The organism is Achromobacter sp. 413638 (genome assembly GCF_043119405.1).
Taxonomy (GTDB): domain Bacteria; phylum Pseudomonadota; class Gammaproteobacteria; order Burkholderiales; family Burkholderiaceae_B; genus Achromobacter.
Genome location: NZ_JBICCO010000004.1, coordinates 56,826 through 72,742, shown reverse-complemented (window position 1 = coordinate 72,742; position 15,917 = coordinate 56,826). Strand labels below are relative to the sequence as shown.

General features: G+C 68.9%; 13 protein-coding genes. 11 read left to right on the top strand and 2 right to left on the bottom strand.

Features of this window, described 5'->3' with window-relative positions; translation table 11 throughout:
• Window positions 1-44 precede the first annotated feature (44 nt).
• From acpS to ACEU5R_RS03025, 7 genes are all read left to right on the top strand, one after another.
• Entirely contained in the window at window positions 45-506 is a 462-nt protein-coding gene (gene acpS, locus ACEU5R_RS03055; protein WP_369869672.1) for a holo-ACP synthase, read from the top strand.
• Window positions 507-558: 52 nt separating this feature from the next.
• The gene (gene nagZ / locus ACEU5R_RS03050; protein WP_103273695.1) at window positions 559-1,620 is read left to right on the top strand and encodes a beta-N-acetylhexosaminidase; all 1,062 of its coding nucleotides are present in this window, start codon (window positions 559-561) and stop codon (window positions 1,618-1,620) included.
• Entirely contained in the window at window positions 1,583-3,409 is a 1,827-nt protein-coding gene (gene uvrC, locus ACEU5R_RS03045) for an excinuclease ABC subunit UvrC (RefSeq protein ID WP_392409043.1), read from the top strand. The genes nagZ and uvrC overlap by 38 nt, the downstream gene beginning before the upstream one ends.
• Window positions 3,410-3,696: 287 nt before the next feature.
• Complete coding sequence (gene pgsA / locus ACEU5R_RS03040) at window positions 3,697-4,269, top strand: CDP-diacylglycerol--glycerol-3-phosphate 3-phosphatidyltransferase (protein WP_103273697.1); 573 nt, start codon at window positions 3,697-3,699, stop codon at window positions 4,267-4,269.
• Between the two features lie 199 nt (window positions 4,270-4,468).
• A complete protein-coding gene (locus ACEU5R_RS03035) occupies window positions 4,469-5,752 on the top strand; it encodes an MFS transporter (RefSeq protein ID WP_392409042.1) in 1,284 nt (427 codons plus the stop codon).
• 58 nt (window positions 5,753-5,810) lie between these two features.
• Window positions 5,811-5,978, top strand: coding sequence for a hypothetical protein (locus ACEU5R_RS03030; RefSeq protein WP_158658392.1), 168 nt, complete (start codon window positions 5,811-5,813; stop codon window positions 5,976-5,978).
• Between the two features lie 78 nt (window positions 5,979-6,056).
• The gene (locus ACEU5R_RS03025) at window positions 6,057-7,064 is read left to right on the top strand and encodes a cytochrome-c peroxidase (protein ID WP_392409041.1); all 1,008 of its coding nucleotides are present in this window, start codon (window positions 6,057-6,059) and stop codon (window positions 7,062-7,064) included.
• Between the two features lie 77 nt (window positions 7,065-7,141).
• Here the strand turns inward: ACEU5R_RS03025 and queF are convergent, their stop codons facing one another.
• Window positions 7,142-7,966: an NADPH-dependent 7-cyano-7-deazaguanine reductase QueF gene (queF, locus tag ACEU5R_RS03020; protein WP_103273700.1), complete on the bottom strand. Its 825-nt coding sequence runs from the start codon at window positions 7,964-7,966 to the stop codon at window positions 7,142-7,144.
• Between the two features lie 339 nt (window positions 7,967-8,305).
• Between queF and aceA the strand changes: the two genes are divergently transcribed.
• Window positions 8,306-9,634: an isocitrate lyase gene (gene aceA / locus ACEU5R_RS03015; RefSeq protein WP_212321335.1), complete on the top strand. Its 1,329-nt coding sequence runs from the start codon at window positions 8,306-8,308 to the stop codon at window positions 9,632-9,634.
• A gap of 351 nt (window positions 9,635-9,985) precedes the next feature.
• On the opposite strand, the gene ACEU5R_RS03010 is transcribed toward aceA, so the two are convergent.
• A complete protein-coding gene (locus ACEU5R_RS03010; RefSeq protein ID WP_212321341.1) occupies window positions 9,986-10,648 on the bottom strand; it encodes a GntR family transcriptional regulator in 663 nt (220 codons plus the stop codon).
• A gap of 341 nt (window positions 10,649-10,989) precedes the next feature.
• On the opposite strand from ACEU5R_RS03010, the gene ACEU5R_RS03005 reads away from it, so the two are divergent.
• From ACEU5R_RS03005 to ACEU5R_RS02995, 3 genes are read left to right on the top strand one after another with little or no spacing between them, the layout of a single operon-like run.
• Window positions 10,990-12,117, top strand: a complete 1,128-nt coding sequence (locus tag ACEU5R_RS03005) for a sugar ABC transporter substrate-binding protein (RefSeq protein WP_392409040.1) — start codon at window positions 10,990-10,992, stop codon at window positions 12,115-12,117.
• Between the two features lie 8 nt (window positions 12,118-12,125).
• The gene (locus tag ACEU5R_RS03000) at window positions 12,126-13,775 is read left to right on the top strand and encodes a sugar ABC transporter ATP-binding protein (RefSeq protein WP_392409039.1); all 1,650 of its coding nucleotides are present in this window, start codon (window positions 12,126-12,128) and stop codon (window positions 13,773-13,775) included.
• Window positions 13,772-15,856, top strand: coding sequence for an ABC transporter permease (locus ACEU5R_RS02995; RefSeq protein ID WP_392409038.1), 2,085 nt, complete (start codon window positions 13,772-13,774; stop codon window positions 15,854-15,856). Before ACEU5R_RS03000 ends, ACEU5R_RS02995 begins: the two co-directional genes overlap by 4 nt.
• Window positions 15,857-15,917 lie beyond the last annotated feature (61 nt).

Here is a 15,917-nt window from a genome sequence, read left to right as displayed (position 1 = left end):
CTGCACGACGCCCCGTACCTGAACCCGCCGCCGCGCTCATGCCCATGTCCGACGCCGCCTACGATCCCGCAGCCGCCACGCCGCCAGTCCCGTCCGCGCCGAAGGCGGGCGCCATCGCCGGCATCGGCATGGACCTGCTGCGCATCGACCGCATCGAGCGCGCGCTGGCGCGCCACGGCGACCGCTTCGCCGAGAAGATCCTGGGCGTGGAGGAACTTCGCAAGTTCCATGCGCGCCGCGCCCGCGACCCGGTGCGCGGCGTGCGCTTCCTGGCCACGCGCTTCGCCGCCAAGGAAGCGTTTTCCAAGGCCATCGGCCTGGGCATGCGCATGCCCATGACCTGGCGTCGGGTGCAGACCCTGAACGCGCCGGGCGGGCGGCCGGTGCTCGTCATCGCGCCGGAGCTGCAACAATGGTATGCGGCGCGCTTCGGCGCCGCGCATGTGTCCATTACCGACGAAACCGACATGGCCGCCGCCTACGTGGTGGTCGAAAGCAAGCCCTGACCGCGGCGCCCGTATCCTCGGGCCCGCCTGATGCAACGAAAAGGACTGCCCGATGACCAAGAAATCATCCAAGAAAGCGGTCCTGCCTCCCGGCCCCGTGATGGTCGATGTGGCGGGATTCACGCTCACCAAGGAAGAAAAGAAGCGCCTGCGCCACCCGCTGGTGGGCGGCGTGATCCTGTTCGCGCGCAATTTCGAGAGCCGCGCCCAGCTGACCCGCCTGACGCGCCAGATCCACAAGGCGCGCAAGGAGCCGCTGCTGATCCTGGTGGATCATGAGGGCGGCCGCGTGCAGCGCTTCCGCGAGGACGGCTTCACGCCGCTGCCGCCGATGCGCGCGCTGGGCGAGCTGTGGGACCGCGATCCGCTGAACGCCATGCGCCTGGCCACCGAGGCCGGCTACGTGCTGGCCGCCGAGCTGCGCGCCTGCGGCGTGGACATGAGCTTCACGCCGGTGCTGGACCTGGACTACGGCGTCAGCAAGGTGATCGGCAACCGCGCCTTCCACGCCGATCCGCGCGTGGTCGCCATGCTGTCGCGCGCGCTGATCCAGGGCCTGTCGCTGGCCGGCATGTCGGCCTGCGGCAAGCATTTCCCCGGCCACGGTTATGTGCAGGCCGATTCGCACCACGAGATCCCGGTCGACCCGCGCCCGCTGGCCGACATCCTGCGCGACGACGCCGCGCCCTATGCCTGGCTGGGCGACGCCGTGCTGCCCTCGGTCATGCCGGCGCACGTCATCTATCCCAAGGTCGACAAGCATCCCGCCGGCTTCTCCAGGCGCTGGGTGCAGGACATCCTGCGCAAGCGCCTGGGCTACGACGGGGTGGTGTTCTCCGACGACCTGACCATGGAAGGCGCCTCGGTGGCCGGCGACATCCTGGACCGCGCCAACGCGGCGCTGGGCGCGGGCTGCGACATGGTGCTGGTGTGCAACCGGCCGGACCTGGCCGACGAGCTGCTGTCGCGGCTGTCGTTCAAGCACCCGCCCGAGTCGGTCGAGCGCATCCGCCGCCTGATGCCGCGCTTCGACGCGCCGGACTGGGACACCCTGCAGGCCGAAAGCCGTTACCAGAATGCCCGACGACTTCAATCTCAAATCGTTCCTGGCTGACCTGCCGCATCTGCCGGGCGTGTACCGGCACCTGGATGCGGCCGGCGAGGTCATGTATGTCGGCAAGGCGCGCGACCTGAAGAAGCGCGTCTCGTCGTATTTCCAGAAGACCCTGTCCAGCCCGCGCATCGCCCAGATGGTGGCGAAGGTGGCGCGGCTGGAGGTCACGGTCACGCGCTCGGAGGCCGAGGCGCTGATCCTGGAAAACAACCTCATCAAGACCCTGAAGCCGCGCTACAACATCCTGTTCCGCGACGACAAGTCCTATCCGTACCTGCTCATCACGGGCCATGAGTGGCCGCGCATCGCCTACTATCGCGGCGCCACCAACAAGCGCGGCCAGTTCTTCGGCCCGTTTCCCAACGCCTGGGCGGTGCGCGAAACCATCCAGATCCTGCAGAAGGTCTTTCGCCTGCGCACCTGCGAGGACTCGGTCTTCGCCAACCGTTCGCGGCCCTGTCTGCTGCATCAGATCGGGCGCTGCTCGGCGCCCTGCGTGGGCGTGATCGGCGCCGAGGATTACGCGCGCGACGTGCAGCGCGCCGTGCGTTTCCTGAACGGCGAGGCCAAGGACGTCATGGGCGAGATCGAGTCGCGCATGCAGCAGGCGGCCAGCGAGCTGCGCTTCGAGGAGGCGGCGGCGCTGCGCGACCAGATGGGTTCGCTGGCGCGCGTGCTGCACCAGCAGACCATGGAAAGCACCAGCGGCGAGGACACGGACATCATCGCCGTGGCCATCGCCGGCGGCAAGGTCTGCGTCAACCTGGCCATGGTGCGCGGCGGCCGCCATCTGGGCGATAAGCCGTTCTTCCCATCGCACGCCGAAGGCGAGGCCGCGCCGCAGGTGCTGGAGGCCTTCGTCGCCCAGCACTACGCCGACAACGCGCTGCCGCCGGTGCTGGTGTGCTCGCATGCCTTGCCCGATCCCGAGCTGGTGGACCTGCTGGCCGAGCAGGCCGGCGGCCGTCCCACGCGCGTGCTGACTCGGCCGCAGGGCGCGCGCCGCGCCTGGCTGGAGCAGGCCGGCAAGAACGCCGACATGGCGCTGGCGCGGGCGCTGACCGAATCCGGCGCGCGCGCCGCCCGCACCCTGGCCCTGGCCGAAGCGCTGGACCTGGACACCGACGAGGCCGCGCTGGACGCGCTGCGCATCGAGTGCTTCGACATCAGCCACACGGCCGGCGAAGCCACCCAGGCGTCCTGCGTGGTGTTCGAGCATCACGACGTGCAGCCCTCGCTCTACCGCCGCTACAACATCGCCGGCATCACGCCGGGCGACGACTACGCCGCCATGCGCCAGGTGCTGTCGCGCCGCTTCGCCAAGGTGGCCGACGGCGAGGCGCAGATGCCGGGCCTGGTGCTGATCGACGGCGGCAAGGGCCAGGTGGAAGTCGCGCGGCAGGTGTTCGCCGAGCTGGGCCTGGACATCCAGACCCTGGTCGGCGTGGCCAAGGGGGAAGGGCGCAAGGTCGGCCTGGAAACCCTGGTCTTCGCCGATGGCCGCCCGCCGGTGGCGCTGGGCGGCGAATCGGCCGCGCTGATGCTGATCGCCCAGGTGCGCGACGAGGCGCACCGCTTCGCCATCACCGGCATGCGCGCCCGCCGCGCCAAGGCCCGCAACGTGTCGCGCCTGGAAGAAATCGAAGGCATCGGCGCCCGCCGCCGCCAGCGCCTGCTGGCCCGCTTCGGCGGTTTTTCAGGCGTGGCCTCGGCCAGCATCGAAGACCTGGCCTCGGTCGACGGCATCTCCCAAGACCTCGCCATCCGCATTTATGAAGCCTTGCGGTAGCACTTCCGTGCTACATATCCCCACCTTGTTCAAACCCGTCGCACAGGGAAAGCCGACCGCGCAGCGTGGAAAGCAGGCCTTTCAGGCCAGCCAATACAGCCTGTCTGCAACGCTGCCGCGCCACGCAACAGCCGAGCCGGGCCACGCAAGCCGAGCGACGCAAGCCGCTGGTGCCCCACAATCCGGGCCACGCGGAGCCGGCTTTGCCGGTCCGCAGTGGCGCCCCCTTGAGGGGGAAGCGCCGCAGGCGCGTCGGGGGTGGACCCTTGATGTAGCATACGGATACTATGCCAATTAACGTACCCATAATCCTGACATGGCTGCGCATCGCCATGATTCCGCTGGTCGTCGGGCTGTTCTACCTGCCCGACAGCTGGATGGCGGTCACCACGCGCGACACGCTGGCCGCCTGGGCCTTCATCATCGCCGCGTTGACCGATTGGTTCGATGGCTGGCTGGCCCGCCGCTGGAACCAGACCTCGGCGTTCGGCGCCTTCCTCGATCCGGTGGCCGACAAGCTGATGGTCTGCGCCGCGCTCATCGTGCTGCTGGACCTGAGCCGCGTCGACGCCTTCATTTCCCTGATCATCATCGGCCGCGAGATCACGATTTCCGCGCTGCGCGAATGGATGGCCCAGATCGGCGCCAGCGCCAGTGTGGCGGTGCACCGGCTGGGCAAGTTCAAGACCGCGGCGCAAATGGTGGCGATTCCCTGCCTGCTGTACAACCAGCCGGTCATGGGCGTGAGCACCAAGCTGCTGGGCGACCTGCTGATCATCGTCGCGGCGGTGCTGACGGTCTGGTCCATGCTGTACTACCTGCAGCGCGCCTGGCCGGCGATCCGCGAAAAGGCCAAGTAAACTAACGCGTTAACGTAATGGCGGCCCGGCTCGCGCCCGGGGCCGCCATCGTATTCCAAGAGCGATGCCGGCAGACCGGCACGGCCGCCGCGCCGCATTCGCCGAGAGACCGGCGCCGTGATCCGCGGCGCCGCCGGAGACAACCCGCGAGCCGCCCGCAGCCGGCGGCCGCCATCGCCGCCTCGCGCGGTCCATCGCAATGAACAGCGCAGCAAATTCCCTGGCCCCGGACGCCGCCGTCCGGCGCCGCGACTGGCAGATCATCCTCCTGATCGGCGTGATCCACGCCAGTTCGCACTTCTTCCAACTCGTCCTGCCGTCGCTCTACGTTTCGCTGGGCAATGCCTTCGGGCTGGATTTCGCCCGGCTGGGCCTGCTGGTGTCCACCTTCTACGTGGTGTCCGGCATCGGCCAGGCGTCTTCCGGATTCGTGGTGGACCGCATCGGCGCGCGGCCGGTGCTGTGGTTCGGCCTGAGCTGCTTCGTGGTGTCGGGGCTGCTGATCGGCTCGGCCAATGGCTACGCCATGCTGATGGCCGCCGCCGTGGTGGGCGGCATCGGCAATTCGGTGTTCCATCCGGCCGACTATTCCATCATCAATCATCGCGTCACGGCTCCGCGCCTGGGCCATGCGTTCTCGGCGCACGGCCTGACCGGCAATCTGGGCTGGGCGCTGACGCCGGTGTTCATGACCAGCATCACGCTGCTGGCCGACTGGCGCGTGGCGGCCTACTGCGCCGCCGGGCTGGTGGCGCTGGTGCTGTTGCTGGCCGTGTTGGGGCGAGATCTGATCGGCGGCCCTGCGGCGGCCGAGGCCGACGCGGCCAAGACCGGCGCGCGGCCGCCGGAGGCGCAGCAGGGCGTGCTCGCGACCCTGGCGACCTTGCTGTCCAAGCCGGCGCTGTGGGGCGCCTTCCTGTTCTTCGCTTTCACCTCGATCGCGCTGTCCTCGGTGCAGAACTACACCATTCCCTTGCTGGGCCAGCTCTATGACCTGTCCAAGGTCGCCGCCAGTTCGGCGCTGTCCGGCTACATGATCGCGTCCGCCGTGGGCATGGCGGCGGGAGGCTTCCTGGTGTCGGCCAATCCGCGCACCGAGCGCACCGTGATGGTGGCGCTGATCCTGGCCGGTCTGACGCTCGTGGTGCTGGCGCTGGGCCTGGTGCCCGCCGCGCTGGCCGCGCCGGTGGTGGGGCTGGCGGGCTTTTGCTCCGGCGTGGCGGCGCCGTCGCGCGACATGCTGATCCGCCGCGTGACGCCCAAGGGCGCCACCGGCTCGGTCTATGGCCTGGTGTATTCGGGCATGGACGTGGGCTCGGCCCTGGGGCCGCTGGCCTTCGGCCTGCTGCTGGACGCGGGCCTGCGCCAGGGGCCGTGGGTGGGCGCGGGCGTGGCTTTCGCCGTCGCGGCGCTGCTGGCCCAGTGGATCGCGGTGCAGGCGCGCCGCGCCGATCCGGTGGCGGCCGCGCCCGCGCGGTCCTGAGGCGCGTCGTTCACGGCGATCCGTCTGGCGGATCGCCGTGGGCCTGAGCGCCGGCACAATGGCCGCGACGCTCCTGCCGGCCGTCCGACCGGCCTTTCTCTTCGCCTTCCTCTTCGTTCTGCGCCGCATCTGGCGCGCGCATCTGCTCATTCCCCCTTTCGCCTTCGCGTGCTTGCGTCTGGTCAACGCCGCGCGTGGCTGGCGCGCGACCGGCTTGCAGGCTTGACCGGCCGCAAGCAGCGTCGGGGCCTTCATCGCTGTAATACCTCATAAGCAGAGAGGTCATTCAACGGGAGTAAGCGACATGAGTAAGCAAAGCGTATGGCTCGCCGCAGGACTGCTCGCGGGGCTGTGGGCCAGTCCGGCCACGGCGACGACCGCCGCGCAGGAGCCGATACAGCCGATCGAGGCCGCGGTGATCAAGGATCCCGCCAAGGTGGAGCTGGGCAAGAAGCTGTTCTTCGATCCGCGCCTGTCCAAGTCCGGCGCCATCTCCTGTAATTCCTGCCACAACCTGGGCATGGGCGGCTCGGACAACATCAAGGGCTCCATCGGCCACAATTGGCAGCAAGGCGGCATCAACTCGCCGACAGTGCTCAATTCCAGCCTGAGCATCGCGCAGTTCTGGGACGGCCGCGCCAAGGATCTGAGCGAGCAGGCCGGCGGCCCCATCGCCAACCCCATGGAAATGGCGTCCTCGCACGAGCTGGCGGTGCAGGTGCTCAATTCCATCCCTGGCTACAGGGCCGAGTTCAAGCAGGTGTTCGGCAAGGACGCCATCACCATCGAGGAAGTGACCGGCGCGCTGGCCGCGTTCGAGGAAACGCTGGTGACGCCGAACGCGCGCTTCGACAAGTGGCTGCGCGGCGACAAGCAGGCGCTGACGGTGCAGGAACTGGCCGGCTACCAGCTATTCAAGAACAGCGGCTGCGTGGCCTGCCACAACGGCGCGGCGGTGGGCGGCAACTCGTTCCAGAAGATGGGCGTGGTCGAGCCCTACAAGACCGACAACAAGGCCGAGGGGCGCTCGGCCGTGACCGGCAAGGACGCCGACCGCTTCAATTTCAAGGTGCCCACGCTGCGCAACGTCGAGCTGACCTATCCCTACTTCCATGATGGCGAAGCCGCCACGCTGACGCAGGCGGTGGACGTGATGGGCCGGCTGCAACTGGGCCGCACCTTCACGAAGGAGGAGAACGCCCAGATCGTGGCCTTCCTGAAGACGCTGACGGGCGACCAGCCGGTGTTCCAGTATCCGATCCTGCCGCCCTCGGCGGACGATACGCCGAGGCCGCAGCCCTTCACGAAGTAGGCCATGGCCAGGCGCGCGCAGTCCTCGATGGGGCTGCGCCGCCGCATTCCGCCGGCCGGGCGCGCCGGCGGTTTGCCTTATTGGCGCACCGTGCGCACGTCGGGCGGCGGGGCCGCCTCGAAGTTGCTGCGCCACGGGTTGATGTCCAGCCCGCCACGGCGCGTATAGCGCGCATAGACCGTCAGCAGCTCGGGCCGGCAGGCCGCCATGATGTCGGTGTAGATGCGCTCCACGCAGTGCTCGTGGAATTCCGCGTGCTGGCGGAACGAGATCACGTAGCGCAGCAGCGCTTCGCGGTCTATCGGCGCGCCGCGATAGCGGATCTGCACGCTGGCCCAGTCGGGCTGGCCGGTGACCGGGCAGTTCGATTTCAGCAGCCGCGAGCACAGCGTCTCCTCGACGGCATCGCCGGGCCGCGTGCGCAGCAGCTCGGGCGCGGGCTCGTAGGTGTCGATCTCGATGTCCAGCTTGTCTATATAGATGCCGTCCAGTTCGCCCATGCGCAGTTCGCCGAAACGCTGCGGCAGGATGAAGTCCAGGCCCACCGGCGCGCCGGCGGCCGCGCTCAGGTCGCGCTCCAGCCGGCCGCGCAGCGCGGCGGAATTGACCAGCCGGGTCTGGTTGAACGAGTTCAGGTAGAGCTTGAACGACTTGGACTCGATGATATTGGGGCTGTCCGCCGGCACCGAGAAGGTGGCCATGGCCACGCGCGGCTTGCCCTTGGCGTCCAGCCACGACAGTTCATAGGCGTTCCACAGGTCGACGCCGGCGAAGGGCAGGGCGCCGGCATGCAGGTCCAGCGCGGCGCGGTTGTGCGAGCGGGCGATGGGGAACAGCAGGGAGGGATCGTATTGCGAGGCGTAGGCCACGCTCTGGCCCAGCGGGCCGTGAGACAGCGTCATGGATGGATTGGGATCTACAGGGGAATGGACGCATTTTAGGCGCTTTGAAATGCGCATTTTTTTGCATTGTGAAATGCCGTCTTCGTCATGTGAAAGTTCGTGTTGCGCAGCAGCGGGAAGGCATTTCACAGATGGCGATAGCGTTCCGTAATGCAAAATTGAACTTTCAAGTTGTTGATATTAAAGAAATAACTTTTTCGTCTTATATAAGATATCTGGCCACATTGCTCCGCAGCACAGGAATAGACTTTCTCCAACGATTCACGCAATGCCCGGGCCGCGAAATTCCTCCGGACCCATCCTTGAAAGTCTTTCCCACTACTGACCAGGAGCATCACCATGAGCACCCGCGAAACCGAAATCCGCAATCTGCAGAAGGACTGGGCCGAGAACGCCCGCTGGCAGGGCATCAAGCGCGCCTACAGCGCCGAGGATGTGATCCGTCTGCGCGGTTCGGTCGCCGTCGAGCACACGCTGGCCCGCCGCGGTTCGACCCGCCTGTGGGAACTGCTGCACAGCGAACCGTTCGTGAACTCGCTTGGCGCGCTGACCGGCAACCAGGCCATGCAGCAGGTCAAGGCCGGCCTGAAGGCCATCTACCTGTCGGGCTGGCAGGTGGCGGGCGACGCCAACCTGGCCGGCGAGATGTATCCCGACCAGTCGCTGTACCCGGCCAACTCGGTGCCGCAGGTGGTCCGCCGCATCAACAACTCGCTGACCCGCTGCGACCAGGTCCAGTGGATGGAAGGCAAGAATCCCGGCGATGAAGGCTACATCGACTACTTCGCGCCCATCGTGGCCGACGCCGAAGCCGGCTTCGGCGGCGTGCTCAACGCCTTCGAACTGATGAAGGGCATGATCGAAGCGGGCGCCTCGGGCGTGCACTTCGAAGACCAGCTGGCCTCGGTCAAGAAGTGCGGCCACATGGGCGGCAAGGTGCTGGTGCCGACCCGCGAGGCCGTGTCCAAGCTGGTCTCGGCCCGCCTGGCCGCCGACGTGATGGGCACGCCGACCGTGCTGCTGGCCCGCACCGACGCCGACGCCGCCGATCTGGTGACCAGCGACGTGGACGACAACGACCGCCCGTTCATCACCGGCGAGCGCACCGTGGAAGGCTTCTTCCGCACCCGCGCCGGCATCGACCAGGCGATCTCGCGCGGCCTGGCCTATGCGCCCTATGCCGATCTGATCTGGTGCGAAACGTCCACGCCGAACCTGGAATACGCCCGCAAGTTCGCCGAGGCCATCCATCGCCAGTTCCCGGGCAAGCTGCTGGCCTACAACTGCTCGCCCTCGTTCAACTGGAAGAAGAACCTGGACGACGCCACCATCGCCAAGTTCCAGCGCGAGCTGGGCGCCATGGGCTACAAGTTCCAGTTCATCACGCTGGCCGGCTTCCACGCGCTGAACTACGGCATGTTCGAACTGGCCCACGGCTATGCCCGCCGCCAGATGAGCGCCTTCGTGGAACTGCAGCAGAAGGAATTCGCCGCCGCCGAGATCGGTTTCACCGCGGTCAAGCACCAGCGCGAAGTCGGCACCGGCTACTTCGACGCCGTGACCCAGACCATCGAGGGCGGCCAGTCCTCGACCACCGCGCTGACCGGCTCGACCGAGGAAGCCCAGTTCGAGCACGGCGCCGCCGGCAAGGCCAAGCTGGTCGCCTGACGAGGCCCGGGCCGCGAGGCCCGCGCTTCCCGAGTTTGCTGTAACCGTAGTTTGTAGTAGCTGTTGTAGGGTGGATTAAGGGTGCCTGCGGGCACCCTCTTTTTTTGGCAGTGTTCCAACCCCCAATCTGCTTGAGAGCAAACCGGGGTCAGCGGGGGCGGCGAGGGAGCATGCTGGTCGGACAGCGGTTTTCTACGCTTTGCTGGACGCGGGTGCGCAGCATGGCGAAATAGTCGGCGTTGGCAGGGGTAGCTGGCTCTGAAGCCTGCCCGGCAAGCAATATTTCCCGCAAGCGCAGCTTGTCTGCGTCTCTATGGGCTGATTCGCCAGTGGATGCGTAACGTCGCTTGTTCACGGCAGCAACTCCCGCGCCAGGATGTACTCGCTGGCGCTCAGCAGGTCCGCATGCAGCGCCTGGCGCGCGGCGGCGGGATCGCGTTTTTCGATGGCGGCGACCATGGCGCGGTGGTGCAGATGGGCCTCGCCCTGGCTCAGGCGCGCGGCGCTGCTGGCCAGGTCGTAGTTCAGCACCGGCCCGATCTGCAGCCACAGGCTCTCGATGATCTGCAGCAGCGCCGGCATGCGCGCGCTGCGGTAGATGGCGAAATGCAGGTTCTTGTTGGCGCGTACCGCCGCGCGTGAGTCGGGCTGGGCGCGGGCCTGCAGGAATTCCTGTTCGTGGCGCTGGATCTCGGCCAGTTCGTCCTCGTTGCGCTTGTCGGCGGCGGACTCGATGGCCAGGCATTCCAGCTGCAGGCGGATGGTGCGCAGTTCCAGGAAGCGCTCGCGCGTCATCAGCGGCACGCGGATCGCGCGGTTGGGCAGCACTTCCAGAGCCTGCTCGGCCGCCAGCCGGGTGACGGCTTCGCGCACCGGCATGGCGCTGGTGCCGATGGCCGCGGCCAGTCCGCGCAGCGTGAAGCGCTGGCCGGGCTCCATTTCCCCGGCCTGCAGAAGCTCCTTCAGGTCGCCGTAGACCTGGTCCGACAGCGTCTGGCGGACGATCTTTTCCATCTTCCCGTCCAGGTCGGCCTCGGCGCCGAAACGTGACGTGCGCGAGGGAGAACCCTGAGATTCCAACGGTTGCGTGGCCGGATTTGCAGTCGTACTATTATTTTTCATGATCTGTGATCACAGATAAGATTGGTCCTACAACAAGCTTAACCCGACCGGAGCCGCAAGAGTTCCGGCATGCGTGAAAACCTGCTGCCCGACGTGCCCGATCCCGCCCCGGCCGGACCGGGCCGGCCGGGATCAGGCGCCCCGATCCAGGAACAGCCTGGACCCGCCGCGCAACCAGACGTTGTCCATCGCAATACCGCGATAACCAACCGTTCCGGCCAGGAGACAAGCAAATGCATCGGTGGATCAAGAATGGGGCGGCCTGCGCCCTGGCAGCAGCCGGCCTGTTGCCCGCGCTGGCGGGCGCGCAGGCGCAGCCCGCCAGGGCCAAGGTGTTCCTCAGCATGAGCTACGTCGGCAACGACTGGCAGGCGGAGGCCTCGAACATGGTCAAGGCGATGGCGGCGCATCCCTCGCTGGCCAACAAGATCGACCTGCAGGTGCAGGTGGCCGGTCCCAATGCGCAGAAGCAGATCCAGCAGATCAACGCCATGGTGCAGGCTGGCGCCAAGGCCATCGTCATCTTTCCCATCTCGCCCACCGCGCTGAATCAGGTGGTGCGCAGCGCTTGCGCCAAGAAGGTGCTGGTGTTCGCCTACGACGGCGAGATCACCGAGCCCTGCGCGCACAACGTCACCATCGACCAGGAAGAGGCCGGGCGCGTCACGGCGCAATGGCTGGCCGACAAGCTGGGCGGCAAGGGCCGGGTGGTGATGGTGACCGGCGTGCCGGGCACCTCGGTCGACACGCAGCGCACCGACGCCGCGAAGAAGGTGTTCGCCAAGTATCCGGACATCAAGGTGGTGGGCGAGGCCGTGGGCATGTGGAGCCAGGCCGTGGCGCGCACCGAGCTGTCCAAGCTGCTGGCCACGCGCAGCTGGAACGATATCGACGGGCTGTGGATGCAGGTGGGCTGCTACACCGCCAACGCCATGCAGCTGGAAGCGGGCCGCAAGCCCGGCCAGTTGCTGCCCTGCGCGGGCGAGGGCTCCAACGGCGGCCGCGTGCAGATGCTGCCGGCCGGCACGGCGGCGGACGGCGCGGCGGGCAGCTACGCGCCCATGGGCGCGCCGCGCATTTCCTACGCCTCGCCACCGTACTCGGGCGCGCTGGCGCTGAAGCTGGCGGTGCAGGCGCTGGAAGGCAAGGACGTGCCCAAGCGCGTCACGCTGCCGTTGCCGCTGGTCACCAACGACACCATCAAGCTTTGCCAGGAGGGCAGCTGGGCGGAGATGAAGGCGGGCTGCAACGCGTTCAAGCCGTCCGTGGTGCAGAACCCGGGCTGGTTCGCGTCGATCTTTTCGGCCGACACGCCGGAGGTCGGGCTGAACGCCGCGCTGTCCGCTCAACCTGAAAAATGAGTAAGCCAGTGAACGGGCCCACCCCCGAAGCGCTGCGCGCTTCCCCCTCGAGGGGGCATGCCTGCGGACCGGCGGAGCTGGATCCGCGGCATCCCGATGGCGTGGCGGCTGCTGGTTGCGCGGACGGTGGCGCCGCGCAGGCGCCGGCGGTGCGCGCGCAGGGCCTGCGCAAGGCCTATGGCGCCACGGTGGCGGTGGACGACGTGTCGTTCGACATCCTGCCCGGCTCCGTGCATGCGCTGCTGGGCGAGAACGGCGCGGGCAAGTCCACCATCGTCAAGCTGCTGTCGGGGCTGGTCGAGCCCAGCGCGGGCCGGCTGTGGGTGCACGGCAGCCCGGCCGCGCTGCGCTCGCCGCGCGCGGCGCACGCGCTGGGCATCCAGACCGCGTTCCAGGAAATGACGCTGGTGCCGGACCTGAGCGTGCTGGACAACATGTTGCTGCCCTATGCGCCGCAAGGACCGCTGGGCATGATCGCGCGCCGCCGCGCGGCGGAACGCGTGGACGCGCATCTGCGCAGCCTGGCGTTCGAGGTGGACCTGCGGGCCGAGGCCGGCGCGCTGGAGCTGGCGCAGCGCCAGAAGGTCGAGATCGCGCGGGCGCTGTGGCGCCAGCCGCGCATCCTGCTGCTGGACGAGCCCACGTCCACGCTGGCCGGGCGCGACGTGGACTGGCTGGGCGGCATCATCGGGCAGCTCAAGCGCCAGGGCGTGACCGTGGTGTTCATCTCGCACCGCATGCGCGAGGTGCGCGAGTTCTGCGACCGCCTGACCATCCTGCGCAACGGCAAGCACATATCCACCGGCCCGGCCGACGCCTTGAGCGACGACGAGGTGATCGAGCGCATTATCGGCCGCAGCCTGTCGCAGGCGTTTCCGCCGCGCCCGGAACCGCCGACCGAGACGCGGCCGCGGGTGCTGGAGGCGCGCGGGCTGGACGCCGGCCGCGCGCGCGGCGTGGACTTCGTGCTGCGGCGGGGCGAGATCCTGGGCGTGGCCGGCCTGCAGGGCATGGGCCAGCAGGACCTGTTCAACGCCTGCTTCGGCATGACGCCGCCACGGGCGGGCCAGATCCTGGTGGACGGGCGCGAGGTCGCGCTGGGGTCGCCCGCCGACGCGATCCGGCCGAACATCGGCATCGGCATGGTGCCCGAGGATCGCAAGACCGAGGGCTTGTTCCTGAAGCTGGATGGCCGCGCCAACGCCACGCTGCCGGTGGCCGCGCGCTTCGCGCGCTGCGGCGTGCTGAGCGCCCGGGCCGAAGGCGCCGCCGTGGCGCGCGCCTTCGCGCAGGTGCAGGTGGACCGGCGCGCGGCCTGGACGCCGGCCGGCGCGTTCTCGGGCGGCAATCAGCAGAAGATCGCCATCGCCAAATGGCTGGTGGCGCAAAGCCGCATTCTGCTGCTGTTCGATCCCACGCGCGGCATCGACGTGGGCACCAAGCACGAGCTGTACCTGTTGATGCGCCGCTATGTCGAGGCGGGCGGCGCGATCCTGTTCCATTCCACCGAGATCCCCGAAATCGTGCACCTGTGCGACCGCGCGCTGGTGCTGTACGGCGGCCGCGTGCAGACCGAGCTGGCGGGCGAGGCGTTGACCGAGGCGGGCATCATGCGCGCCGCGCTGGGCGGATCCGAGTCCGGCAGGAGCGCCGCATGAATACAGACCTGACCGGGAGCGCGCCCATGCTGCGTCGCGTATCGCAAGACCGCCGCGCCGGCGCGGGCTGGAGCCGGCATCGCGGCCTCGTCACCGCCATCGCCGTGTTCGCGCTGCTGCTGGCCACGGTGGCGGCGCTGGGCAATGGCGGCCTGAGCTATTTCGACCTGTCCTTCCTGGCCAGCGGCGGCGCCACGCTGGCGATCGCCGCCATGGGCGCGACGCTGGTGATCCTGACCGGCGGCTTCGACCTGTCGGCCGGCGCGGTGATCTCGCTGGTCAACGTGGCGCTGGCGCTGGGGCTGGCGGGCGGCGAATCGGCCTCGCCGCTGGCGCTGACGGCGGCGGGCATCGCCATTGGCATGGCGGCGGGCGCGTTCAACGGTTTCTTCGTCGCCGTGCTGCGGCTGCAGCCCATCGTGGTGACGCTGTCCACCATGTTCATCCTGCAGGGCGCGACGCTGCTGATCATGGACAAGCCCGGCGGCGCGGTGGCGCCGGCGCTGGCCGAGTTCTACATGGGCGACGCCGTGCCGGGCCTCGTGCCCATGCCGCTGGCGCTGCTGGCGACGCTGGGACTGGCCTGGGCCTGGTTCAAGCGCACCCGCGCCGGGGTGGCCCTGTACGCCGTCGGCAGCGACGCCGAATCGGCGCGGGCCGCAGGACTGCGGGTCGACGCGACGCGCTTCCTGGCCTATGTCATGGCCGGCGGGCTGTACGGGCTGGCCGGCGTGTTCCTCAGCGCGCAGACCGGCTCGGGTGATCCGCTGGTGGGCAATCCGCTGCTGCTGTCGCTGTTCGCGGCCGTGGTGGTGGGCGGCACGCGGCTGGGCGGCGGCCGGGGCGGGCCGATGGGCTCGGTGTTTGGCGCCTACATCCTGATGATCGTCGTCAACATCCTGCTGGTGTTGAACGTGTCGGCCTATTTCTCGACGGTGGCCGAAGGCCTGATCCTGATCGCGGCGGCGCTGGCCGCCGCCGCCAGCCGCGACTCGGCGCTGGCGCTCCAGCTGCGCGCGGCGGCGGCGCGCTGGCGCGCATGGCGCGCCGGCATGCTGCCGCGCCAGCTGGGCGGGCCGGACCGGCGGCTGGCGCTGCCGGCGGCCGATAGCGCGGCAGCCGCTGCGCCCAGGCCGGGCTTCGCCGTCCGTCACGCCCAGACCCTGCGCTACGCCTTGCCGGCCGTGGTCTGCCTGCTGCTGGTGCTGGTCGTCACCCAATGGACCCTGGGCCGTTCGCTCACGCATTGGGGCTACTGGAACGCGCTGATCGTGCTGTCCAGCTTCCTGGCCATCCTGGCGCTGGGGCAGGGCGCGGTGATCCTGACCGGCGGGCTGGACCTGTCGCTGCCCTGGACCATCGGCCTGTCGGGCATCCTGTTCGCGGGCATGACGCAGGGCATGGACGCGGCCATGCCGGGCGCGCTGGCGGCGGTGTTGCTGGTTGGCTGCCTGATCGGGCTGGTCAACGGCCTGGCCGTGGCGGCGCTGGGGCTGTCGCCCATCGTCGCCACGCTGGCCGTCAACGGCATCCTGCAAGGCCTGGCGCTGCTGTACTCGGGCGGCACGCCGGCGGGCTTCGCGCCGCCGCTGCTGCGCGGCTTCATGACGGGGCAGGTGCTGGGCGTGACGCCGGTGGTGCCGGCGATGGCGCTGTTCGCCGTGCTGGCGGTGCTGCTGCTGTCGCACACGGCCTTCGGCCGGCGCGTGTACGCGGTCGGCAACAGCGTGCGCGCGGCGCGGCTGGCGGGCGTGCCGGTGGGGCGCACGCTGGTCTGCGCCTATGTGCTGTCGGGCCTGTGCGCCGCGCTGGCCGGCATCCTGCTGACGGGTTTTTCCGGCCAGGCCAGCCTGGGCATGGGCGATGACTACCTGCTGCCGTCGATCGCGGCGGTGGTGGTGGGCGGCGGCCTGATCACGGGCGGACGCGGACATTATCTGGGCATGCTGGCGGGCGTGCTGCTGCTGACGGCGTTGCAGACGCTGCTGGCCGGCAGCAACCTGCCTTACGCGACCCGCGCCATCCTGTACGGGCTGGTGGTGCTGGGCGCGGTGATCGCGCTGCGCGAGCGGCGCGCATAGCGGATTCGGACCGGGCCGCCTTGCGCGGCCCGCCATCAGGCGGCGCGAGCCGCGGGAGAGA